Here is a 21,610-nt window from a genome sequence, read left to right on the forward strand (position 1 = left end):
GCGGCACCGACGCCACGCGACGTTTGGCCCGTGACGCAGCGGAACCTCAGGGCGTGGGGGTGCCCGGCGCGGGGGTGCCCAGCCCGAGGGTGGCCAGATCGGCGCCGACCTTACGGGCGACATGGGGGGCGGGGAAGAAGCGCGCCAGCAAGGTGGCGGTATCGGTCTTCCATGCCGGCACCAGCGCCACCAGCCTGTCGATGTCCGCCCGGGCGGTGGGCTCGTCGCCGGCAAGGTGGGTGGCGAGGGCGCGGGCGAGCAGGCCCGGCGCATAGACCTCGCCCATCAGCCGGTCGGCAGCGGCGGCGGCGCCCGCCGCATCGCCGCGCAGATAGGCGGCGAGGACGCGGAAATAATCCACCGCGGGCGGCATGGCCGGCGCCGCCTTGAGCGCACTCGCCAGCATCGCCTCGCCGCGGTCCAGCTCGCCGAAGGTGATCAGCCGGCCGCCATAATCGGCCAGCGTATCGACGTCATAAGGATTGAGCTGCAGCGCGATGTCGCCCTGCGCCAGCGCCGCGCCGCGCTCGCCGCGATAGGAATGCACGTCGAGCGCCACCCGGCGGAAGAAGCCGCTGGTCGGCGACAGCTCGATGGCCTGCTCGGCGCTCGCCAGCGCCCGGTTGAGCGCCGGCGGCGACGGGCGCGGATTGGCGCCGTTGCGGATCTCGTCGAGATAAAGCTCGGCCAGCAGCGCATAGCCGAGCGCGAAGGTGCCGTCGGCCGCCACCGCCTTTTCCAGGCAGGACCGCGCGGCGGCGTGGTCGGCGGGCAGGTAGCTGCGCCAATAATCATAGGCCAGCAGCACGCAGCCATAGGGCCCGGCCTTGCCGGAACCGCCGGACGACATCACCCGGGCGCGGGCGCGGGCCTGGATGACGCCATAAGGCTCGGCCAGCGAGGCCATGATCTCGCGCACCAGCTCGTTCTCGACCGCGATCGGGTCCTCGGAGGGGCGCAGCGCATCGAAGTCGCGCGACCACACGATGGTGCCGTCGCACAGGTCCGACAGCCGCATCAGCAGCGAGATCGCGCCGTCCTCGTGGCTCTCGACGAGGCCGCCCAGCGCGAAGGCCGAATGCGGCGAGGCGCCACCGACGCCGCAATCGAGCCGCGGGCGGGCATCCGGGCTCGCCAGGACGTCGAGCAGATCGAACCGCGCCAGCGCATCGCGGATACGCATTTCCAGCGCCCGCGCCGGGAACTCGCCCCCCGGCGGGCGGGCGGTGGATGCGGCCGGCACCCCCGGCACGGCGGCCGCCGCCGTCAGCGGCGGCGAGCCGGTAATATCGAAAGCCCGCACTTCGACCATGGGGATGCCGAGCCGGTTCGACCGCTCGATCGGCCGCAGCGCGAAGCCGGGGAACAGCGCCCGGAGGCTCGACGTCTCCACCACGTCGACCGCCATCATGATCGCGACGGCAAGCACCAGCAGCAGCACCAGGCCGCCGACCCACCGCCATGGCCGCGTGCCGCCCGCGCGCGACGGCGCAGCCGGGGGCAGGCCCGGCGCCGGCTGCGCGTCCGGCGAACCCCCCGGCACCACGCCCGGCGCCGGCGCTTCCCCCGCCTCGGCGCCCGGCACGCCGACGGCCGGAGCGCCGCCCCGGCGCGGCACGAAGAGCGGCACATAGGAGCCGCGCGGAATCACGATCTCGATGTCGTCATTGGCGCCGGCACCGGCATAGTAGCGCTGCAGCGCCCGACGCAGCCGGGTCGCCTCCACGCGGACGATCGGATCGATCTGCGGATCGAAGGACGGGTCGCGCCCCAGCGCCTCCACCGCGATGGTGTAGCCCTTGATCGCCTCGCGACGTCCATCCAGCGTGGCTTCGACCACGAAGCGAAGAATGGTGGAAAGCTGAGGCGAGGCGCGCAGCTCCTCAGCCTCCAGCACGCGGGCGAGCGCCTCGCGCGCCTGGCTGGCGCTGGCCGCGGCCTCCTCGACCGCCGCCTCGGGCGGCAGGCCAGCGGAACGGACAGCCTGGTCCTCGCCCTCGGGCACATCCGTCGCGGTCGATAGGGACAGGGTGTCGGACACGGAAGTTCCTTTAAACGGGAATCATTCCCTTCATCGATCAACCCCCGGCGGGCGGAATATATGACGTTACGTGACAATGTCACGGGGACAAGTTGATGAACGCCACGCTCCCCCGGGTCAAGCAGGCGGGGGTGGATTTCCCGAGCCGCCAGAAGCGAAGGTGATCACATCATCGAATTTTTTCGTGAGCGGGACCGTGCCTACGCATTATACATGACCAAAATCACGGCCACCCTGCGGAGCGGTTCATGTCCCTCACTTATGATCTAGATGCCGCCAGCCTCGCGGCGCCCAACGACCTCGAAGCCTTCTGGATGGGCTTCACCGCCAACCGCGCCTTCAAGGCGCGCCCGCGCATGGTCGCCCGCGCCAAGGACATGCACTACTACACCCCGGAGGGGCGGCCGATCCTCGACGGCTCCGCCGGGCTGTGGTGCACCAATGCCGGCCATAACCGGGATTCCATCGTCGCCGCCATCCAGAAGCAGGCGGCGGAGATGGACTTCGCCCCCACCTTCCAGTTCGGCCACCCGCTGGCCTTCAAGGCGGCCTCGCGCATCGCCGAGCTGGCGCCGGGCGACCTCGACCACGTGTTCTTCTGCAATTCGGGCTCGGAAGCCGGCGACACCGCCCTGAAGATCGCCCTCGCCTTCCATGCCGTCACCGGCAAGGGCACCCGCACAAGGCTGATCGGCCGCGAGCGCGGCTATCACGGCGTCGGCTTCGGCGGCATCACGGTGGGCGGCATCTCGCCGAACCGCCGCTTCTTCGGCGGCCTGCTGCCGGGCGCCGACCACCTGCCGCACACCTATGACCGCGAGAAGCAGGCCTTCTCCAAGGGCGAGCCGGAATGGGGCGCCGAGCGCGCCGACGCGCTGGAGGGCATCGTCGCCCTGCACGACGCCCAGACCATCGCCGCCGTCATCGTCGAGCCGATGGCCGGTTCCACCGGCGGCCTGCCGGCGCCGAAGGGCTATCTCAAGCGGCTGCGCGAGATCTGCGACAAATACGGCATCCTCCTGATCTTCGACGAGGTCATCACCGGCTTCGGCCGCCTCGGCTTCCCCTTCGCCGCCGAGCGCTACGGCGTGGTGCCGGACATGATCACCTTCGCCAAGGGCGTGACCTCCGGCGCGGTGCCGATGGGCGGCGTGATCGTGCGCAAGCACATCTACGACACCTTCATGAACGGCCCCGAGCATGTCATCGAGCTGTTCCACGGCTACACCTATTCCGGCCATCCGCTGGCCTGCGCCGCCTCGCTGGCGACGCTCGACCTCTATCGCGACGAGGCGCTGTTCGAACGCGCCCGCGCCATGGAGCCGACCTTCGCCGACGCCGTGATGAGCCTGAAGGGCAAGCCCGGCGTGCTCGATATCCGCACCGTCGGCCTGGTCGCCGCCTTCGACATGGCGCCGAGCGCCGAGGGGCCGGGCAAGCGCGGCTATCAGGCGATGGAAACCGCCTTCCACGACGAAGGCCTGATGTTCCGCGCCACCGGCGACACCATCGCGGTGAGCCCGCCGCTGATCATCAACGAGGCGCAGATCGGCGAGCTGGTCGAGAAGATCGGCCGGACCATCGACGCGGTGATGTGAGCCGGCGGGCCCTTGCGCCCGTCCGCGACGCGACCGGGCCCCCGACCGCCGATGCGGCCGGGGGCCTTTGCTTTTCAGCCCCGCGGCGCCGGCGGGATGACAGCCGGCGCGGCCGGCTCTATGGCATGCGCCCATGAGCCGCCCGACCGACGCCCTCCCCATCGACGATGCCCTGCCGCAGCTCACCGCGGCGCTGGCCGCGGGAACGCGCGCCGTGCTGGTGGCGCCGCCTGGCGCCGGCAAGACCACGCGGGTGCCGCTGGCGCTGCGCGACGAGCCCTGGGTGGCGGGCCGCAAGCTGCTGGTGCTGGAGCCGCGCCGGCTCGCCGCCCGCGCCGCCGCCGAGCGCATGGCCGCCACGCTGGGCGAACAGGCCGGGCAGACCGTCGGCTACCGCGCCCGCTTCGGCTCGAAGATCGGCCGGGCGACCCGGATCGAGGTGATCACCGAGGGCATCTTCACCCGCATGATGCTGGACGATCCGGAGCTTTCCGGCGTCGCGGCGGTGCTGTTCGACGAGTTCCACGAGCGCTCGCTCGATGCCGATCTCGGCCTGGCGCTGGCGCTCGACGCGCAAGGCGCGCTGCGGGAGGACCTGCGGATCCTCGTCATGTCGGCGACGCTCGACGGCGCGCGGGTGGCGCGGCTGCTGGGCGAGGGGCGGCAGGAGGCGGCGCCCGTCATCGAGAGCCTCGGCCGGGCGTTTCCCGTCGAGACACGCTATCTCGGGCGCGATCCGCGCAGCCCCATCGAGCGGCAGATGGCCGAGGCGGTGCGGCGGGCGCTGGCGCAGGAGCCGGGCTCGGTGCTGGCCTTCCTGCCCGGCGCGGCGGAGATCCGCCGCACCGAGACCTTGCTGCGCGAGGCGATCGACGATCCAGCGGTGGACATCGCCCCGCTCTACGGCGCGCTCGACGCCCGGGTGCAGGATCGCGCCCTCTCGCCGGCGCCGGCGGGCACCCGCAAGGTGGTGCTGGCCACCTCGATCGCCGAGACCAGCCTGACCATCGAGGGCGTGCGGATCGTCGTCGATTCCGGCCTCGCCCGCGTGCCGCGCTATGAGCCCGGCGTCGGCATGACCCGGCTGGAGACGGTGCGGGTCTCGCGCGCGAGCGCCGACCAGCGTCGCGGCCGCGCCGGGCGGACCGAGCCCGGCGTCGCCATCCGGCTGTGGAACGAGGCGGAGACCGCCAGCCTGCCGGCCTATGCCACGCCGGAAATCCTCGCCGCCGACCTCGCCGGCTTCGTGCTGGACCTGGCGCTGTGGGGGGTGAGCGATCCATCCGCCCTCGCCTTTCTCGACCCGCCGCCGCCGGCGGCACTCGCCGAGGCGCGCGCCCTGCTGGTCGCGCTCGGCGCCCTGGATGCCGGCGGGCAGGTCACCGCGCACGGACGGGCGATGGCGCGACTGCCGCTGGCGCCGCGGCTGTCGCGGCTGGTGCTGGAGGGCGCGCGGCGCGGCGGCGGCGAGCGGGCGGCCCGCATCGCCGCCGTGCTGTCCGAACGCGGGCTCGGGGGCAACGACATCGACCTCGCGCACCGGCTCGACGGGCTCGCCGCCGACCGCTCGCGGCGCGGCGAGGAGGCGCGGCGGATGGCCGCACGCTGGGCGCAGGAAGCGGACGGGACGGCCGGCGGCAAGGCAGGCGACAAGGCCGGCGACAAGGCCGGCGACAAGGCCGGCGACAGGGCGGCCGGGGGGCCGGCGCCTTCAGCCGCCGCTCTGCTCGCGCATGGCTTTCCCGACCGCCTCGCCCGCGCCCGCGGCGACGGGCGGCGCTTCGTATTGGCCAATGGGCGCGGCGGGTCGATCGACCCGGCCGCCGCGCTCGCCGGCGCCCGCTTCCTCGCAGTGGCCGAGATGAGCGGCAGCGCCGAGGAGGCCCGCATCCTGCTCGCCGCCGAGATCGACGAGGCCGAGATCGAGGCCGAGTTCGGCGACGCGATCACCGAGGCCGACGAGACGACGTTCGACGCCGCCGCCGGCGCCTTGCGGGCGCGAAAAGTGCGGCGGCTCGGGGCGCTGGTGCTGTCGGAAAAGCCGGCGCGGCTGGTGCGCGGCGAGGCGACGGCGCGGGCGCTCGCCCGCGCGGCGGCGGCGCGTGGCATCGAACGGCTGCCATGGTCGGCCGGCCAGCGGCAATGGCTCGACCGGGTGCGCTTCCTCCATGCCGCCGCGCCGGAGATCTGGCCGGACCTGTCCGACGCCGCGCTGGCGGCAAGCGTCGAGGGCTGGCTGGCGCCGCTGCTCACCGAGGCGACCAGCCTCGCGGCCATCGATGCCGACCTGCTCGGCCGCGCCCTGCCGGGGCTGCTCGACTGGGAACTGGCGCGCCGGCTCGACGCCGAGGCGCCCACCCATTTCGAGGCGCCGACCGGATCAAAGCTGCCGGTCGACTATGCCGCCGAGGGCGGACCGACCATCTCGGTGCGGGTGCAGGAACTGTTCGGGCTCGGCACCCACCCCGCGCTCGCCGGCGGGCGGGTGCCGCTGGTGCTCGCCCTGCTCTCCCCGGCGCACCGGCCGATCCAGGTGACGCGCGACCTGCCGTCGTTCTGGGCCGGCTCCTGGCGCGACGTGCGCGCCGAGATGCGCGGGCGCTACCCGCGCCATCCCTGGCCGGAGGACCCGGCACGCGCGGAGGCAACGCGGCGGGCCAAGCCACGCGGCTGACCGGCGGCAACGCCGCCCGGTGCCGCCCGTCCGCTCACGCTGCCGCGAGCGAGTGAACGCAAAGCATTAACCACGCAACCGCGCGATTTCCCCCTGACGACCCGCCTTAAGGAGCGGTCAACATCTGCGGCGCCAAGGTGCTCCCACAATAAAATCTGTCCCAAGGCAGATATCGGTGAGTTGAGCGCAAGCAGAGAGACGGCAATGAGAGAGGCAGCGGTGAGAGAGCCGGCGATGCGGGAAATGCCCCATCGCCGGCGCGCGACGGTGGCTCGTCGCCCACAGGGCACCGGGCTCGAATACGGCCTGATCGCCGCCGCGCTGGCGGTGGCGATCGTCACGGTGGTGGCGGGCCTCGGCGCCCGCTACAGCGAGCGGGCATCGACTGCCACCAGCTCCCCAATCGTGCAGACCCTACGCTGAGGAACCGGTGACGACGCAAAGGTGACGGCGGCCGCCGGGGTCCCGATCCGCCGGCAGGCCGGCAGCGGCACGGGCGGCGGCCAGTGGCCCGGTCAGGTCCCCAGCGGTGCGCGGCGGCGGGGGGTGACGGCGCGCGAGACCAGCAGCTTGTCGATGCGCCTGCCGTCCATGTCCACCACCTCGAAGCGCCAGCCCTTGGCGGTGAAGGCCACGCCCTCCTGCGGGATCGCCTTCAATTCGTGCAGGGCATAGCCCGCCGCGGTGTGGAAGCCGGAATCCTGCGGGATGCTGATGCCGAGCAGATCGGCCAGCTCGTCGGTCGGCGTGGCGCCGGCCACCAGATAGGAGCCATCCTCGCGCTCGACCGCGTGCGGCCCGGAGATGCCGGCCTCGTCGACCATCACCGTACCGGCGATGGCGTCGAGCAGATCGGCCGGGGTGAGGATGCCGACCATGGTGCCATATTCGTTCACCACCAGCGCCAGCGGCGATTCGGCATGGCGCAGCTGCTTCATGGCATCGAGCGCACCGGCGGTTTCCACCAGCACCGCTCCCTGCTTGACCAGCTGGCGCGGGTCCGGCGTCACCCCCTGGAGATAGGCCTCCAGCAGATCGCGGATATCGATGACGCCGACCGGCTCGTCCGGCGAGCCCTCGCAAGCCGGCATGCGGGTGTGGCGGGTCTCCCGGATGGTCTGGCGCACCACCTCCGGATCATCGTTCAGGTCGATCCAGTCGATGTCGTGGCGCGGCGTCATCACCGCCCGCACCGGGCGGTCGGCGAGGCGCATCACGCCGGCGATCATCCGCCGCTCCTCGGGATCGATGACGCCGGCGGTCTCCGCCTCGGCGACGATGGCGCGGATCTCCTCGTCGGTGACGTTGTTGCCGCCGCCGCCGGCGCGATCGCCGATCAGCCGCAGCACCACCCGCGACGACAGGTCCAGCAGCCAGACCGCCGGCGCGGCGACGCGGGACAGCAGCACCATCGCCGGCGCGACCGTGCTGGCCAGCGTTTCCGGGTTCTGCAGCGCCAGCCGCTTCGGGATCAACTCGCCGATGATCAGCGAAATATAGGTGATGGCGGCGACGACGAGGGTGTAGCCGAGGCCCTCGGCGAAATTGGGCGGCACGCCCTGGGCCTCCAGCCAGCCGCCGAGCGATTCGCCCAGCGTGGCACCGGAGAAGGCACCGGCCAGAATGCCGATCAGCGTGATGCCGATCTGCACGGTCGAGAGGAAGCGGCCGGGATCGGCAGCAAGCTGGAGGGCGGCACGGGCACCGGTGGAGCCCTGTTCGGCGCGTGAGCGCAGCCGGGCCGGACGGGACGACACGACCGAAAGCTCGGCCATGGCGAGGACGCCGTTCAACAGGACGAGAAGAACGACGACGGCGATTTCAAATAAGGGCATCGGTTCCAGATGGGGGACAAGCCACGCCTACCCTATAGCACAAAGCCGGCGAATTGCGATGCGGTGGCATACATGGCGTGCAAGCCGAGGTTTGACGGACACCGGCATGGCGCCTAGAAGCCCTTGCGGATGCTCTTTTCAGCGTGATTTCCGGCGATGTCCTTCAATACTTTCGGCCAGTCCTTCCGGGTGACCACCTTCGGCGAAAGCCACGGGCCCGCCATTGGCGGCGTCATCGACGGCTGCCCGCCCGGCCTCGCCTTCACGCTGGAGGACATCCAGGCGGCGCTGGACAAGCGCCGTCCGGGCCAATCGCGCTTCACCACCCAGCGGCGCGAGCCCGACCAGGTAAAGGTGCTCTCCGGCACGCTGGAAGGCGAAGGCGGGGTTTTGACCACCACCGGCACGCCGGTCGCCTTCCTGATCGAGAATGTCGACCAGCGTTCCAAGGATTATTCGGCGATCTCCGAGAGCTACCGGCCCGGCCATGCCGACTATGCCTATGACGTGAAATACGGCCTGCGCGACCATCGCGGCGGCGGACGCTCCTCGGCGCGGGAGACCGCCGTGCGCGTCGCCGCCGGCGCGCTGGCCATGAAGGTGCTGACGCAGGTGCTTCCCGGCGTCAGCGTGCGCGGGGCGCTGGTGCAGATGGGCGAGATCGTCATCGACCGCGCCCGCTGGGCGTGGGACGAGATCGACAACAACCCGTTCTTCTGCCCGGATGCCGAGGCGGCGGCGAGGATGGCTGATTATCTCGACGGCATCCGCAAATCCGGCTCCTCGGTGGGCGCGGTGATCGAGGTGGTGGCCGAGGGCGTGCCGCCGGGGCTCGGCGCGCCGATCTACGGCAAGCTCGACGCCGATCTGGCGGCGGCCTTCATGAGCATCAACGCGGTGAAGGGCGTCGAGATCGGCGAGGGCTTCGCGGCCGCGGCGCTCACCGGCGAGGACAATGCCGACGAGATGCGCATGGGCAATGACGGGCGGCCGATATTCCTCGCCAACCATGCCGGCGGCATCCTCGGCGGCATCTCCACCGGCCAGCCGGTGGTGGCACGCTTCGCGGTGAAGCCGACCTCCTCCATCCTCACGCCGCGCCGGACGGTGACCCGGTTCGGCGAGGATGCGGAAATCCTCACCAAGGGCCGGCACGATCCCTGTGTCGGCATCCGCGCGGTGCCGGTGGGCGAGGCGATGATGGCCTGCGTGCTGGCCGACCATGTGCTGCGGGCGCGGGCGCAGGTGGCAAACCCGCCGGCCTGGCCGTTTCCCCGCTGAGACGGCGCCGACGCACGGGCATTCACGCAATTTCAGTGTCGCTGAAAGCGCAATGAGATTTCATTGCGAGTGAAGAATCGCGCGCCTATAGTCCCTGCATGAAACTGGCGGACTGGCTCAGAGCGACCGGAACCCCCCGCAGCGCGTTCGCGCGCGCCTGCGGCCTGTCGCCGGCCAGCATCACCGCCCTGTGCAAGGACGACCCGGCCTGGGTCTCGCGGGAGGCGGCGGCGCGCATCGCCGCGGCGACGGGCGGCGCGGTGACGCCGAACGACTTCCTCGGGCTCGACATCAGCGAGGTGAAGACGATGACCGACAATCTCCAGGCCCGCGTCCAGGCGGCCATCGAGGCGTTCGCGCGCGGCGACATGCTGGTGGTGACCGACGACGACGACCGCGAGAACGAAGGCGACATCATCCTCGCCGCCGTCCACGCCACCCCGGAAAAGCTGGCCTTCATCGTCCGCCACACCTCGGGCATCGTCTGCACGCCGATCACCGCCGAGCATGCCCGCAAGCTGCGGCTCAACCCGATGGTGACCGACAACGACGCGCCGCACTCCACCGCCTTCACCATCTCGGTCGACTACAAGCACGGCACCACCACCGGCATCTCGGCCGAGGACCGCACCGCCACCGTGCGCGGCCTCGCCAACCCCAATGCCGGCGCCGCCGATTTCGTGCGGCCGGGCCACATCTTCCCGCTGATCGCCCGCGAAGGCGGGGTGCTGATGCGCTCCGGCCATACCGAGGCGGCGGTCGACCTGTGCAAGCTGGCCGGCGTCGAGCCGGTCGGCGTCATCTGCGAGCTGGTCAATGACGACGGCACGGTGATGCGCGGGCCGCAGGTGGCCGACTTCGCCACCGCCCACACGCTCACCCGCGTCTCGGTGGCCGATCTCATCGCCTATCGCCAGTCGCGCGAGAAGCTGGTGACCCGCGCCGCCGAGTTCACCGCCCCGACGCTGGTCGGCGACATGCTCGGCATCTCCTATGTCACGCCCTTCGAGCCGGTGAACCATCTCGCCCTCGTCTATGGCAAGATCGGCGACGGACGCGACGTGCTGGTGCGCCTGCACCGTGCCGACCCGATCGGCGACGTGTTCACCGGCGGCAAGGCGATCCAGACCTCGCTGGAGCGCATCAAGGCCGAGGGCCGCGGCGTGCTGGTCTATCTGCGCGACGGCACCGCCGGCGTGCCGGCCACCGCCGTCGGGCAGGACGAAGGTAAGACCGAATCGACGCGGCTGCGCGACGAGGCCTGGCGCGAGGTCGGGCTGGGAGCGCAGATCCTGAAGGATCTGGGCATCACCTCGATTCGGCTCCTCGCCTCGCGCACCCGCACCTATGTCGGCGTCGCCGGCTTCGGCATCGAGATCGTCGGCACCGAGGTACTGGACGCCTGACGGTATCGGAAAGCCGCCATCCTGCATTCCGGTAAGGCCCGCTCACGCGAACGGCATCGCATGAGCGCGTCTGCCCGCAATTTCGGCTTCTGGCACCGCCGGGCGCGTGTCACCATGCCGTCATTCGGGTCGCGGATCGTCGCCCTCTCGTCCGAGACCTCTCGTGCCGTCGTCGCAGTACCTCTCGGACGGAGGTCGCAATGCCGCGTGTGCGTGTGGTTCTGCCGGTTGTCGCCGCGTTCCTGGCGGTGCTGGCAGCGGGACTGGGGATCGCTTCGCCGGCCGCGGCGGACGACATCGTCGATGTCGAACTGGTGCTGGCGGTCGACGTTTCCTATTCGATGGACCTCGATGAGCTGGCGCTGCAGCGCGACGGCTATGTCGGCGCAGTGACCTCGCCGGAATTCCTCAACGCGCTCAAGCTCGGGCCCAACGGCAAGGTGGCGCTCGCCTATGTGGAATGGGCCGGCGTCGAGGACCAGAAGCTGGTGGTCGACTGGACCGAGGTCGGCAATGAGGAAGAGGCGCGCGCCTTCGCCGCCGCCATCCGCAACGCGCCGCTGCGCCGGGTCTACCGCACCTCGATTTCCGGCGCGATGAACTTCAGCGCCGAGCTGATCCGCAACAACCGCTTCAAGGGGCTGAAGCGGGTGATCGACATTTCCGGCGACGGCACCAACAATCAGGGACCGCTGGTCGACGCCACCCGCGACGAGGTGGTGAAGCAGGGCATCACCATCAACGGCCTGCCGCTGATGATGAAGGAGCCGGCGGGCTCGATGCTCGATATCGGCCAGCTCGACGTCTATTACGAGGACTGCGTGATCGGCGGACCGGGCGCCTTCGTGGTGCCGGTGCGCGGCATGCATGAATTCGCCACCGCCATCAAGACCAAGCTGGTGCTGGAGATCGCCGGGCTGCGGCTGCCGCCGCCGCGCATCGGCCCGGTGCCGGAAGTGCACCCGGCGGCCGGCGAAAAACGCGTCTCCTGCTCGATCGGCGAGCGCATGTGGATGGAACGCTGGGGGAACTGAGGGGCACCTTCGGAAAAGAGCCGACGGCGCCTCGCTCCATCTCTCGCCGTCACGCCAGGCACCGGACGAGGCCGCCCGGGTTGTGGGCAAGGTGCAGGGTCTTCCGGCCCCTTCAGCGCCGGAACACCCCGACCAGCTCGACATGGGCGGAATAGCGGAACTGGTCGACCGGCGTGACACGCTCCAGCCGGTAGCCGCCCTCGATCAGCAGCGCCGCATCGCGGGCAAAGGTGACCGGATCACAGGACACGCCCACCACCAGCGGCACCTTGCTCGCCGCCAGCTGCGCCGACTGCGCTTCCGCCCCCTGGCGCGGCGGATCGAACACCACCGCGTCGAAGGTCTTAAGCTCCAGCGGCAGGAGCGGCCGGCGGAACAGGTCGCGCGCCTCGCCCGTCACCGGCTTGAGGCCGGACACGCCGCGCACCGCCTTGCTCAAGGCCTCGACGGCCGGCGCCGAGGATTCGAAGGCGGCGACCCGGGCGCGCTCGGCAAGACGCAGGCCGAAGGTGCCGACGCCGGCGAACAGGTCGGCGACATGGCGGGCGCCCTTCGTCGCCTCCGCCACCCGTGCCGCCAGCGTCGCCTCGCCGGCGGCGGTCGCCTGCAAGAACGAGCCCGGCGGCAGCGGCACGCGGGCGCGGCCCATGGTGAGCAGCGGTGGCTCGCGCTGCAGGACGAGTTCGCCGTGGCGGGTCAGCCGGGCGAGCTTATGCGTCTCCGCCAGCGCGGCAAGCGCGGCGATGCTGCGCGGCTTCAGCGGCCCCGAGCCGCGCACATCGACATCGAGGCCGGTTTCCGTGGCGGTGACCTGGATATCCAGCGGCTTGGCCACCGGCGCCAGCGCCTGTGCCAGCGCCCAGGCGGCCGGCAGCGCCCCGGCAAGCGCGGGCGCGAGGATCGGGCAGGCATCGATGGCGACCACCGCATGGCTTCGCCAGCCGGCAAAGCCGACGGCCAGCGTGTCCAGCCCCTTGGGAGAGGAGCCGCCGGTGCCGCGGGCGTGGAAGGTGGCGCGGCGGCGGCCCTCGCCATGGGCATCGACCAGCGGGGCGACCTCGGTCTCGATGCCGACGCGGGCCAGCGCCTCGATGACGAGCCCGCGCTTCCACGCCTGATACGGCTCGGCCTGCCAGTGCTGGAAGGCGCAGCCGCCGCAGACGCCGACATGGCGGCAGAACGGCTCGATGCGCTCCGGGCTCGCCTCGACGATGGAGATGAGGCGGGCGCGCTCACCCTGGCGCTCCACCTCGACCCGCTCGCCCGCCAGCGCCAGCGGCACGAAGACCGGGCCGTCGGGCGTATCGGCTATGCCGTCGCCGCGATGGCCGAGGCGATCGATGCGCAGCGTGGCGAGGCCGTGGGGAGACGCGCCGTGCGGGGATGGGGCGGACATGCTCAACTTTCGCTCAGGACCACGTCGATCAGCGGCGCGGCGGTGCGGGCGGCGACCAACAGATATTCCTCATTGCCGTCGCCGCCGAGAATGGGCGAGGCCAGACGATGGGTCACCAGCCAGCCGAGCTCGCCGAGCCGGGCGACCACACGATCGACGGCGGTCAGGCGGGCCGCGCGGTCGCGCACGATGCCGCCCTTGGACAGATGCTCGCGACCGACCTCGAATTGCGGCTTCACCAGCGCGACGAGGCTGGCATTCGGGGCGGCGTGGGAGAGTGCGGCGGGCAGCACCTGCTCCAGCGCGATGAAGCTGACATCGATGGTGACGATCTCCGCCGGCGGCACCTCGCCGGGCGCCAGACGGCGGATATCCGTGCCTTCCAGCGACACCAGGCGGGGATGGACGCGCAGCTTCTCGGCGAGCTGGTCGCGGCCGACATCCACCGCATGGACGCGGGCGGCGCCGCGCGCCAGCAGCACCTGCGAGAAGCCGCCGGTGGAGGCGCCGACATCCAGCGCCTCCAAGCCGGTGACATCGAGACCGGCGGCATCGAGCGCGGCTTCCAGCTTCAGCCCGGCACGGGAGACCCATTCATAGGCTTCGCGCGCCTCGATGACGGCATCGGCGGCGATGGTCTCGGCAGGTTTGGCGAGCACCTTGCCATCGGCGGTGACGAGGCCTGCCTCGATCGCCGCCTGGGCGCGGGCACGGCTGTCGAACAGGCCGCGCTCGACCAGCACCCGGTCAGCGCGCTGGCGTTTTGGAGCCGGTGTGGCGTCCGCCATCGGGGTCTCTCCGCCGCTCAGCCCCGCAGCAGGGCGGAAGGCCCGTCCTCGGCACGCCCCAGCGCGCCGAACACGCCGCGCACGATGCCCTCGGCATCGAGCCCGGCCTCGCGCAGCTGGGCGGCCGGCGTGTCGTGGTCGATGAAGCGGTCCGGCAGCTGCAGGGTGCGGATCTTCAGCCCGCGCTCGAGCGCACCCGCCTCGGCGAGCAGGGTCAGCACATGCGAACCGAAGCCGCCGACCGCCCCCTCCTCCACCGTCACCAGCACCTCGTGCTCGCGCGCCAGGCGCAATATGAGGTCGCGGTCGAGCGGCTTGGCGAAGCGGGCATCGGCGACGGTGGTGGACAGGCCGAACGCCGCCAGCTGGTCGGCGGCGGCGAGACAGGGGGCGAGACGGGTGCCCAGCGACAGCAGCGCCACCTTGGACCCCTCGCGCACGATGCGGCCGCGGCCGATCTCCAGCGGCACGCCGCGCTCGGGACGCTCGACGCCGACGCCCTCGCCGCGCGGATAGCGGAAGGCGATTGGGCCCTCGTCATAGGCGGCAGCCGTCGCCACCATGTGGACGAGTTCGGCCTCATCGGCCGCCGCCATCACCACCACGCCCGGCAGGCAGGCGAGCATCGGCACGTCGAAGGCGCCGACATGGGTGGCGCCATCGGCCCCGACCAGGCCGGCGCGGTCGATGGCGAAGCGCACCGGCAGCCGCTGGATGGCGACATCGTGCACCAGCTGGTCATAGGCGCGTTGCAGGAAGGTGGAATAGATGGCGCAGAAAGGCTTGTAGCCCTCGGTGGCCAGGCCGGCGGCGAAGGTCACCGCGTGCTGCTCGGCGATGCCGACATCGAAGCTGCGCGTGGGGAAGGCCTGCTCGAACAGGTCGAGCCCTGTGCCGGCCGGCATGGCGGCGGTAACGGCGACGATGCGGTCGTCGCGCCGGGCCTCGTCGATCAGGCTGTCGGCGAAGACGCGGGTATAGGAGGGCGCGTTGGAGGCCGCCTTGGTCTGCGCGCCGGTAGCGACATCGAAGCGCTGCACGCCGTGATATTTGTCGGCCGACGCCTCGGCGGGCGGATAGCCCTTGCCCTTCTGGGTGACGACATGCACCAGCACCGGGCCGGTGTCGGCGTCGCGGACGTTGCGCAGGACCGGGAGCAGATGGTCGAGATTGTGGCCGTCTATCGGCCCGACATAATAGAAGCCGAGCTCCTCGAACAGCGTGCCGCCGGTCCAGAAGCCGCGGGCGAACTCCTCCGCCCGGGCCGCCTGGCGCTCGAAGAACTTCGGCAGGTTGCCGGCGAGTTGCTTGGCGGTTTCGCGCAGGGAGCGGTAGGTGCGCCCGGAGAGCAGGCGGGCGAGATAGGCCGACATGGCGCCCACCGGCGGGGCGATCGACATGTCGTTGTCGTTGAGGATAACGATGAGGCGGCTGTCCATCGCCCCGGCATTGTTCATCGCCTCATAGGCCATGCCGGCCGACATGGCGCCGTCGCCGATGACGCAGACCACGTTGCGCCGCGGCTGCGCCGGGTTCTTCTCGCCCTCCAGATCCCGCGCCACCGCCATGCCGAGCCCGGCGGAGATCGAGGTCGAGGAATGGCCGGCGCCGAACGGGTCGTAGGCGCTCTCGGTCCGGTTGGTGAAGCCGGACAGGCCGCCGCCCTGGCGCAGCGTGCGGATCTGCTCGCGCCGGCCGGTCAGGATCTTGTGCGGGTAGCATTGGTGCCCGACATCCCAGATCAGCCGGTCGCTCGGGGTATCGAAAACGTGATGCAGGGCGACGGTGAGCTCGACCACGCCGAGGCCGGCGCCGAGATGGCCGCCGGTGACGGAGACGGCGGAGATCGTCTCCTCCCTGAGCTCGGCGGCGAGCTGGGGCAGCTGCTCGTCCGTCAGCCGGCGCAACTCGGCCGGCTCCCGGATGGCGTCGAGAAGCGGCGTGGAGGGACGGGTCAAGAACTACCTCGGTGCTTCACGTCCGGCCGCGCGGGGCGCTCCACCGCCCGCCGGACGAAGTTCTAGGGCATACACGCTGCGGCGCAGGCGTGCAACGCGCGCCACCGGCTACCGTCAGGTTGCGGGAGACGCGCCGGCGCCGGTCCCGGCCCGCCCGGCCGCCTAAAGGACAGGTGGCATGCACCGGGCGAAAATCAACCCTCGCCGCCGACGGCCTGCCCGCGACCCCGAACCGGCCGGGAGGAAGGAGCGCCGCCGCGCCACAACCAAACCATGTGGAGACCATGCCATCGCGGCATGACGGACATGGAAACGCCCGCCCGCATACATTAGAACCACGCCATGACAGTAGGGGACCCTCCCGACTCGCCCGGCCTCGCGGCGCCGCATCCCACCGATATCGACGGCGGGCGACGGCTGGTGCTGTTTCTGCCCGGCCACGACCCGACCGATATGGATTACCACCACGGCCGCTTCGCCAACCAGGCCGGCCGCTTCGCCGCGCTATGGTCCTGCCGGGCCGAGGTCTCGGCGCTCCGCCACGAGCCGGAGCTGCCGGTGAGCCTGTGGAGCGCCCGCAGCGAGGGGCCGAACTGGCGGCAGGCGACCGATTTCGCCCTGCTGCGCTGGGACGACATCGTGGTGGCGCTCGACCAGCGGCTTGCGGTGACGCGGCTGTGGCGGGGACTGGCGGCGCTGCTGGAATTCGCGCGGAACGGCACCAGCCGCCGCTACTTCAAGGCGACGCTGCGCTACGGCATCTTCTGCCTGTTCCCGGTCGGCATATTGGTGCTGTTCCTGCTCGCCGGGCTGCTGGCCGGGTTGGCCGCCGGCCTGGGCATCGGCTTCCTCCTCCCGCCCGGGCAGGCCGGGCATCCGGCCCTCCTCGTCGGGCTGAGCGTGGGGCTGCTGGTGTTTCTCGGCCTGTTCCACCAGCCGGGGCGGCGCTGGCGGCTGCACCAGGCGCTGGACGACTGGGACCTCGCCCGCGACTATCTGCACGGGCGCTCCCCGGTGATGGACGAACGGCTGGCGCGTTTCGCCGATTATCTGGTGGAGAGGGTGCGCAACGGTGGCTATGACGAGGTGATCCTGGTCGGCCACAGCCTCGGCGCCACGCTAGCCTTGCGGGTGCTGGTGCTGGCCTTTGCGCGCGACCCCGAACTCGGGCGGCGCGGCACCCGGCTCAACCTGCTGACCTGCGGCGCCACGATTCCTAAATTCTCGCTGCATCCGGGCGCCGCCGCCGTGCGCGCCGAGGCCGAGCAGATCGCGCAGCGGCCCGACCTGTTCTGGACCGAGTACCAGGCGCGGCACGACGCCATCAATTTCTACAAATACCACCCGGTGAAGCTGTGCCGGGCGGAATTCGATACCGCGGAATACGGCCAGCCGATCCTGAAGAACGCCAATCTCAAGCAGATGATCTCGCGCGAGAAGCTGCGGGCGCTGCGCTGGCACATCATGCGCCTGCACTACCAGTCGCTGCTGGCGAACGAGATGAAGGCGCCCTACGACTTCTTCATGATCGCCCTCGGCCCGGTGCCCTTCGCCGGGCTCTGCGCCTCGCGCAACGGGCCGATCAGCCTGTTCGCCGATGACGGCTCGGTACTGCCCCCCGGCAGGGCGCCGGACATCGAGACCGCCTCGGATCCCAGGAATCCGGCCAGCCTGCCGCAAGACGCCCAAGAGGACGCCTCATGAACCTGATCATCGCCGCCAAGATCGTCTGGGCCATCGGCGTCATCGGCTGGTATGTCATCCGCATTCCCTTCGAGCAGAAGGTGAAGCGCGAGAAGGTGGTCGACGCCCGCCACAAGGTGCGCGAACTGATCCTGCTGTCCTGCTCGACCTGCGGGCTGGGCATCGTGCCGCTGCTGTGGGCGACCTCCGACCTGTTCGACTTCGCCGACTATCCCTATTCGGTGGTGCAGTTCGGGCTGGGTACGCTGACCTTCGCCTTCTCGCTCTGGCTGTTCCGCCGCACCCACGAGGATCTCGGCAAGAACTGGTCGGTGACGTTGGAGATCAAGGACAGCCACAAGCTGATCACCGGCGGCGTCTACCGCTATGTGCGCCACCCGATGTACTCGGCCTTCTTCCTGTGGGCGCTGGCGCAGCTGATCCTGATCCCCAACTTCATCGCCGGCCCGGCGGGGGTGGTCGGCTTCGGTATCCTCTACCTCTTCCGCGTCGGCCGCGAGGAGGCGATGATGCTCGACACCTTCGGCGACGAGTACCGCGCCTACATGGCCCGCACCGCCCGCATCGTGCCGGGCGTGCTCTGAAGGAGGATCGACGTGCTGGAGCTACGCCCCACCTGCGAGTGCTGCGACCGCGCCCTGCCGCCGGCCTCGCGCGAGGCGATGATCTGCACCTTCGAATGCACCTTCTGCGCCGATTGCGCCCGCGAGGTGCTCGGTGGCGTCTGCCCCAACTGCTCCGGCGAACTGGTGCGCCGGCCGGTGCGGCCGGAAGCGGCGCTGGCCGGCAACCCCGCCTCGACGAAACGGGTGTTCAATCCCGATTGCGCGGCGCGCAAGGCAAGCTGAGGTCGTCCGCCAGGCTGGCCGCACCGCCCGCCCCCGCGAGGCGCACGCGACGGAAGCCGCCGGCGGCGATGTCGTCGCACAGCCGCCTCCATTGGCAGCCGGCGCAGGCGGCCCGGCTGGCGCCGCTGGCGAAGGCGGCGCGCATCGCCACGACGCGGGGCGCCGACAGGTCGACAAGGTCGCCCGGCACGAAGCCCCCGCCGAAAAGACCGGCAAGCGCCGCGCGGGCCTGCGCGTCGCGCCCGGCGACGCTGGCGTTCAGGCAGTGATGGCCGCCGCCGAGCATCGGCGCGCAGACATCGTCCGGCCCCTCGACCAGCCGGGCCGGCTCGCCGGCGTCGAGCCGGGTGACGATCGCATCGTAATTGGCGGTGAAAGCCGGGCTATAGCCCCGGCCGACATAAGTCATCAGGCAGAGCAGATGATGGCCGCGCAACCGGATGCTCATCCGCAAACGCTCATCCGCGCGCCCCGGCCTTCCGGCTCACTCCCCGTCCAGCGGCACGGTGCCGGCCGGCCGGCCATCGGCGCCGAGGGTGATCTTCTCCACCCGCGCCTCGGCGTCCTTCAGCAGCGCGTCGCAGCGGGCCTTCAACGCCTCGCCGCGGGCATAGAGGGTGATGGATTCCTCGAGCGGGACGTTGCCGCCCTCGAGCTTGCCGACGATGGTCTCCAGCTCCGCCAGCGCCTTTTCGAAGCTCAGCGCGCTGACATCCGCAAAATCGGCCATGGCATCCTCCGCTCGGATCGGCGCCCGAATCGTCCGGGCGTCCCGGCTATATAGGCGATCAGCCGCGCATCAAAGTCAGCACGTGCTGCTCGGCCGAGCGCGTCAGGCCGTCCAGATCGTAGCCGCCTTCCAGCACCGAGACGATGCGGCCGGCGCAGTGGCGCTCGGCCACTTCCATCAGCTTCAGCGTCACCCAGCGGTAATCGTCCTCCAGCAGGCAGATATTCGCCAGCGGATCGCGCACATGGGCATCGAAGCCGGCGGAGATGATCAGCAGCTCCGGCCCGAACGCCTCCAGCCGCGGCAGGATGCGGCTGGAGAACGCCTCGCGGAAGCGCTCGCCATTGTCGCCGGCGCGCAGGGGCGCGTTAACGATGTTGTCGCTGGTGCCGCGTTCGCCGACCGAGCCGGTGCCGGGAAACAGCGGCATCTCATGGGTGGAGGCGTACATCACGCTCGGATCCGACCAGAAGATCTCCTGGGTGCCGTTGCCGTGATGCACGTCGAAATCGACGATGGCGACGCGGCCAATGCCGTGCACGCTCTGCGCATGGCGGGCGGCGATGGCGACATTGTTGAAAATGCAGAAGCCCATCGGCGTGCGCGTCTCGGCGTGGTGCCCCGGCGGGCGCATGGAGACGAAGGCGTTCGCCACCTTGCCGGTCACCACCTCGTCCACCGCCCGTACCGAGCCGCCCACTCCGCGCGAGATCGCCTCCTCGGTGCCCGGCGACAGCACGGTGTCGCCGTCGATGCGCACCAGGCCTTCGGTCGGATAGGCCTCGGCCAGCGCATCGACATAGTCGGCCGGGTGCACGCGGATGATGTCCTCGCGGCTCGCCAACGGCGCCGGCTCGCGCACCAGCGTGGCGAACTCCTCCTTCTCGAACAGGCGGTTGAGCACCCGCACGCGGTCGGGACGCTCCGGGTGGCCGGGCGGCGTGGCATGGTTGAGCGAGGCGTCGTGCGAGATCAGCAGCGTGTTCATGGGCATCCTTGGGCACCGTTGGCGGACGGCGGCGTTGTTGGCTTTCTTGAACCGTCCGATGGTGGACGATATGCCAGGCGCGCCCGGCAGGCCAGCGCGGCCGGCCGGCGCCGGCGGCTTTTTTCGCCGCGGCGGGCGCCACCATTCCCTCCCCACTGCCGCCTTCGATCCGACGCGGCCACGCGGCCGGCGCGCGGAACGTGTTCAAATCGCGCCGGACATGCTCTAAGCCGGGGCGACACTTTCCGAGGATGGCTCCGTGACCCTTGTCGCTCCGATCATCGCTACCCGTCTGGTGCCGGCGGACGAGGACGGCATTGCCGAGACGGCGCGGGTGCTGCGCGAGGGCGGCCTCGCGGCCATTCCCACCGAGACCGTCTACGGCCTCGCCTGCGACGCCACCGACGCGCACGCGGTGGCGCGGCTCTATGCCGCCAAGGGGCGGCCGAGCTTCAACCCGCTGATCGCCCATGTGCCGGATGTCGAGGCAGCGCAGAGGATCGGCCGCTTCTCGCCGACGGCGGCGGCGCTCGCCCGCGCCTTCTGGCCGGGACCGCTGACGCTGGTGGTACCGGCCATCGAGGAGGCGACCTCGCCGCTCGCCCGCGCCGGGCTGGCCAGCGTCGCCATCAGGGTGCCGGCGCATCCGGTGGCGCGGGCCGTGCTGCGGGCGGCGGACCGGCCGATCGCGGCGCCGAGCGCCAACCGCTCCGGCCATGTCTCGCCCACCACTGCCGGCCATGTGATGACCGACCTGCTCGGTGCCATCGACCTGGTTCTCGACGCCGGACCGGCGCCGGTGGGCGTGGAATCGACCATCCTCGACTGCACCGGCGAGATGCCGGCGATGCTGCGCCCCGGCGGGCTGGCGCGCGAGGCGATCGAGGCGGTGCTCGGCGCGCCGCTGGCGGTGCCGGAGCGCGTCACCGACGACGAGACCCCGCAGGCGCCGGGCATGCTCGCCTCGCACTACGCGCCCTCGGTGCCGGTGCGGCTGATGGCGGGCGAACTGCACGGCGGCGAGGCGCTGCTCACTTTCGCCGGGCGGGCCCTGCACGGCGCGCCGCCGGTGCGCACCCGCGATCTCAGCCCCGGCGGCGATCTGGTGGAAGCGGCGGCCAATCTCTACGCCTATCTGCGCGAACTCGATGCACCCGGCGTCGCCGGCATCGCGGTGGTCGAGCTGCCGGCGCAGGGGCTCGGCGAGGCCATCGTCGACCGGCTCAGGCGCGCGGCGGCACCGCGTTAACCGCGCAGCAAGGTTAATACGCGACAACCATAACGCCCGGCGCGCGGAGGCTTGCCTGATGCGCGGCCGCCACGCCGGGC

At 71.2% G+C, this 21,610-nt stretch carries 18 protein-coding genes; 10 read left to right on the plus strand and 8 right to left on the minus strand.

Annotation, left to right across the window (positions count from 1 at the left end):
* Positions 1 to 46: 46 nt before the first annotated feature.
* Complete coding sequence (locus J2X65_RS19375) at positions 47 to 2,041, minus strand: hypothetical protein (RefSeq protein ID WP_310204373.1); 1,995 nt, start codon at positions 2,039 to 2,041, stop codon at positions 47 to 49.
* A gap of 248 nt (positions 2,042 to 2,289) precedes the next feature.
* On the opposite strand from J2X65_RS19375, the gene J2X65_RS19380 reads away from it, so the two are divergent.
* The 3 genes from J2X65_RS19380 (at position 2,290) to J2X65_RS19390 (ending at position 6,736) form a co-directional block, all read left to right on the plus strand.
* Positions 2,290 to 3,639: an aspartate aminotransferase family protein gene (locus tag J2X65_RS19380; protein ID WP_310204376.1), complete on the plus strand. Its 1,350-nt coding sequence runs from the start codon at positions 2,290 to 2,292 to the stop codon at positions 3,637 to 3,639.
* Positions 3,640 to 3,772: 133 nt separating this feature from the next.
* Positions 3,773 to 6,313 carry an ATP-dependent helicase HrpB gene (gene hrpB / locus J2X65_RS19385; RefSeq protein WP_310204378.1) on the plus strand — a complete coding sequence of 847 codons (2,541 nt, stop codon included), beginning with the start codon at positions 3,773 to 3,775 and terminating at the stop codon, positions 6,311 to 6,313.
* Between the two features lie 234 nt (positions 6,314 to 6,547).
* Positions 6,548 to 6,736 (plus strand): hypothetical protein, encoded by a 189-nt coding sequence (locus tag J2X65_RS19390; RefSeq protein WP_310204381.1) that lies wholly within the window; start codon positions 6,548 to 6,550, stop codon positions 6,734 to 6,736.
* 92 nt (positions 6,737 to 6,828) lie between these two features.
* Here the strand turns inward: J2X65_RS19390 and J2X65_RS19395 are convergent, their stop codons facing one another.
* Positions 6,829 to 8,148, minus strand: coding sequence for a hemolysin family protein (locus tag J2X65_RS19395; RefSeq protein ID WP_310204384.1), 1,320 nt, complete (start codon positions 8,146 to 8,148; stop codon positions 6,829 to 6,831).
* A gap of 156 nt (positions 8,149 to 8,304) precedes the next feature.
* Here J2X65_RS19395 and aroC point away from each other — a divergent pair, with 156 nt between their 5' ends.
* From aroC to J2X65_RS19410, 3 genes are all read left to right on the plus strand, one after another.
* Positions 8,305 to 9,429, plus strand: a complete 1,125-nt coding sequence (gene aroC / locus J2X65_RS19400) for a chorismate synthase (RefSeq protein ID WP_310204388.1) — start codon at positions 8,305 to 8,307, stop codon at positions 9,427 to 9,429.
* 98 nt (positions 9,430 to 9,527) lie between these two features.
* Positions 9,528 to 10,835 (plus strand): 3,4-dihydroxy-2-butanone-4-phosphate synthase, encoded by a 1,308-nt coding sequence (gene ribB / locus J2X65_RS19405; protein WP_310204392.1) that lies wholly within the window; start codon positions 9,528 to 9,530, stop codon positions 10,833 to 10,835.
* A gap of 200 nt (positions 10,836 to 11,035) precedes the next feature.
* Positions 11,036 to 11,869, plus strand: coding sequence for a DUF1194 domain-containing protein (locus tag J2X65_RS19410; RefSeq protein ID WP_310204395.1), 834 nt, complete (start codon positions 11,036 to 11,038; stop codon positions 11,867 to 11,869).
* Between the two features lie 112 nt (positions 11,870 to 11,981).
* Here the strand turns inward: J2X65_RS19410 and J2X65_RS19415 are convergent, their stop codons facing one another.
* From J2X65_RS19415 to dxs, 3 genes are read right to left on the minus strand one after another with little or no spacing between them, the layout of a single operon-like run.
* On the minus strand, positions 11,982 to 13,265 hold the full coding sequence (locus tag J2X65_RS19415; protein WP_310204397.1) for a class I SAM-dependent RNA methyltransferase: 1,284 nt from the start codon (positions 13,263 to 13,265) through the stop codon (positions 11,982 to 11,984).
* A 2-nt stretch (positions 13,266 to 13,267) separates the two neighbouring features.
* Positions 13,268 to 14,053 carry a TlyA family RNA methyltransferase gene (locus tag J2X65_RS19420; protein WP_310204400.1) on the minus strand — a complete coding sequence of 262 codons (786 nt, stop codon included), beginning with the start codon at positions 14,051 to 14,053 and terminating at the stop codon, positions 13,268 to 13,270.
* 17 nt (positions 14,054 to 14,070) lie between these two features.
* Positions 14,071 to 16,011, minus strand: coding sequence for a 1-deoxy-D-xylulose-5-phosphate synthase (gene dxs, locus J2X65_RS19425; RefSeq protein WP_310204403.1), 1,941 nt, complete (start codon positions 16,009 to 16,011; stop codon positions 14,071 to 14,073).
* 342 nt (positions 16,012 to 16,353) lie between these two features.
* On the opposite strand from dxs, the gene J2X65_RS19430 reads away from it, so the two are divergent.
* Genes J2X65_RS19430 through J2X65_RS19440 form a run of 3 tightly spaced genes read left to right on the plus strand, consistent with a single transcriptional unit; the run spans position 16,354 to position 18,563 of the window.
* Positions 16,354 to 17,715 carry an alpha/beta hydrolase gene (locus J2X65_RS19430; RefSeq protein WP_310204406.1) on the plus strand — a complete coding sequence of 454 codons (1,362 nt, stop codon included), beginning with the start codon at positions 16,354 to 16,356 and terminating at the stop codon, positions 17,713 to 17,715.
* Positions 17,712 to 18,299 (plus strand): protein-S-isoprenylcysteine O-methyltransferase, encoded by a 588-nt coding sequence (locus J2X65_RS19435; RefSeq protein ID WP_310204409.1) that lies wholly within the window; start codon positions 17,712 to 17,714, stop codon positions 18,297 to 18,299. The genes J2X65_RS19430 and J2X65_RS19435 overlap by 4 nt, the downstream gene beginning before the upstream one ends.
* A 12-nt stretch (positions 18,300 to 18,311) precedes the next feature.
* A complete protein-coding gene (locus tag J2X65_RS19440) occupies positions 18,312 to 18,563 on the plus strand; it encodes a DUF1272 domain-containing protein (protein ID WP_310204411.1) in 252 nt (83 codons plus the stop codon).
* Here the strand turns inward: J2X65_RS19440 and J2X65_RS19445 are convergent.
* From J2X65_RS19445 to J2X65_RS19455, 3 genes are read right to left on the minus strand one after another with little or no spacing between them, the layout of a single operon-like run.
* Positions 18,529 to 19,011: a DUF1284 domain-containing protein gene (locus J2X65_RS19445; protein WP_310204414.1), complete on the minus strand. Its 483-nt coding sequence runs from the start codon at positions 19,009 to 19,011 to the stop codon at positions 18,529 to 18,531. The genes J2X65_RS19440 and J2X65_RS19445 overlap by 35 nt on opposite strands.
* Before the next feature lie 36 nt (positions 19,012 to 19,047).
* Complete coding sequence (locus J2X65_RS19450; RefSeq protein ID WP_310204418.1) at positions 19,048 to 19,293, minus strand: exodeoxyribonuclease VII small subunit; 246 nt, start codon at positions 19,291 to 19,293, stop codon at positions 19,048 to 19,050.
* 58 nt (positions 19,294 to 19,351) lie between these two features.
* On the minus strand, positions 19,352 to 20,281 hold the full coding sequence (locus J2X65_RS19455) for a histone deacetylase family protein (protein WP_310204421.1): 930 nt from the start codon (positions 20,279 to 20,281) through the stop codon (positions 19,352 to 19,354).
* A gap of 259 nt (positions 20,282 to 20,540) precedes the next feature.
* Here J2X65_RS19455 and J2X65_RS19460 point away from each other — a divergent pair, with 259 nt between their 5' ends.
* Positions 20,541 to 21,530 (plus strand): L-threonylcarbamoyladenylate synthase, encoded by a 990-nt coding sequence (locus J2X65_RS19460; protein WP_404977759.1) that lies wholly within the window; start codon positions 20,541 to 20,543, stop codon positions 21,528 to 21,530.
* Positions 21,531 to 21,610 lie beyond the last annotated feature (80 nt).

Source organism: Ancylobacter sp. 3268 (assembly GCF_031456575.1).
Taxonomy (GTDB): Bacteria; Pseudomonadota; Alphaproteobacteria; order Rhizobiales; family Xanthobacteraceae; genus Ancylobacter.

What these genes read in the sequence shown, in the direction of transcription:
- J2X65_RS19450 (WP_310204418.1), bottom strand. Translation starts at nt 19,293, where the DNA reads ATGGCCGATTTTGCGGATGTCAGCGCGCTGAGCTTCGAAAAGGCGCTG.
- J2X65_RS19415 (WP_310204397.1), bottom strand. Translation starts at nt 13,265, where the DNA reads ATGTCCGCCCCATCCCCGCACGGCGCGTCTCCCCACGGCCTCGCCACG.
- ribB (WP_310204392.1), top strand. Translation starts at nt 9,528, where the DNA reads ATGAAACTGGCGGACTGGCTCAGAGCGACCGGAACCCCCCGCAGCGCG.
- J2X65_RS19435 (WP_310204409.1), top strand. Translation starts at nt 17,712, where the DNA reads ATGAACCTGATCATCGCCGCCAAGATCGTCTGGGCCATCGGCGTCATC.
- aroC (WP_310204388.1), top strand. Translation starts at nt 8,305, where the DNA reads ATGTCCTTCAATACTTTCGGCCAGTCCTTCCGGGTGACCACCTTCGGC.
- J2X65_RS19430 (WP_310204406.1), top strand. Translation starts at nt 16,354, where the DNA reads ATGACAGTAGGGGACCCTCCCGACTCGCCCGGCCTCGCGGCGCCGCAT.
- J2X65_RS19445 (WP_310204414.1), bottom strand. Translation starts at nt 19,011, where the DNA reads ATGAGCATCCGGTTGCGCGGCCATCATCTGCTCTGCCTGATGACTTAT.
- J2X65_RS19395 (WP_310204384.1), bottom strand. Translation starts at nt 8,148, where the DNA reads ATGCCCTTATTTGAAATCGCCGTCGTCGTTCTTCTCGTCCTGTTGAAC.
- J2X65_RS19380 (WP_310204376.1), top strand. Translation starts at nt 2,290, where the DNA reads ATGTCCCTCACTTATGATCTAGATGCCGCCAGCCTCGCGGCGCCCAAC.
- J2X65_RS19455 (WP_310204421.1), bottom strand. Translation starts at nt 20,281, where the DNA reads ATGAACACGCTGCTGATCTCGCACGACGCCTCGCTCAACCATGCCACG.
- J2X65_RS19410 (WP_310204395.1), top strand. Translation starts at nt 11,036, where the DNA reads ATGCCGCGTGTGCGTGTGGTTCTGCCGGTTGTCGCCGCGTTCCTGGCG.
- hrpB (WP_310204378.1), top strand. Translation starts at nt 3,773, where the DNA reads ATGAGCCGCCCGACCGACGCCCTCCCCATCGACGATGCCCTGCCGCAG.
- J2X65_RS19390 (WP_310204381.1), top strand. Translation starts at nt 6,548, where the DNA reads ATGCGGGAAATGCCCCATCGCCGGCGCGCGACGGTGGCTCGTCGCCCA.
- J2X65_RS19420 (WP_310204400.1), bottom strand. Translation starts at nt 14,053, where the DNA reads ATGGCGGACGCCACACCGGCTCCAAAACGCCAGCGCGCTGACCGGGTG.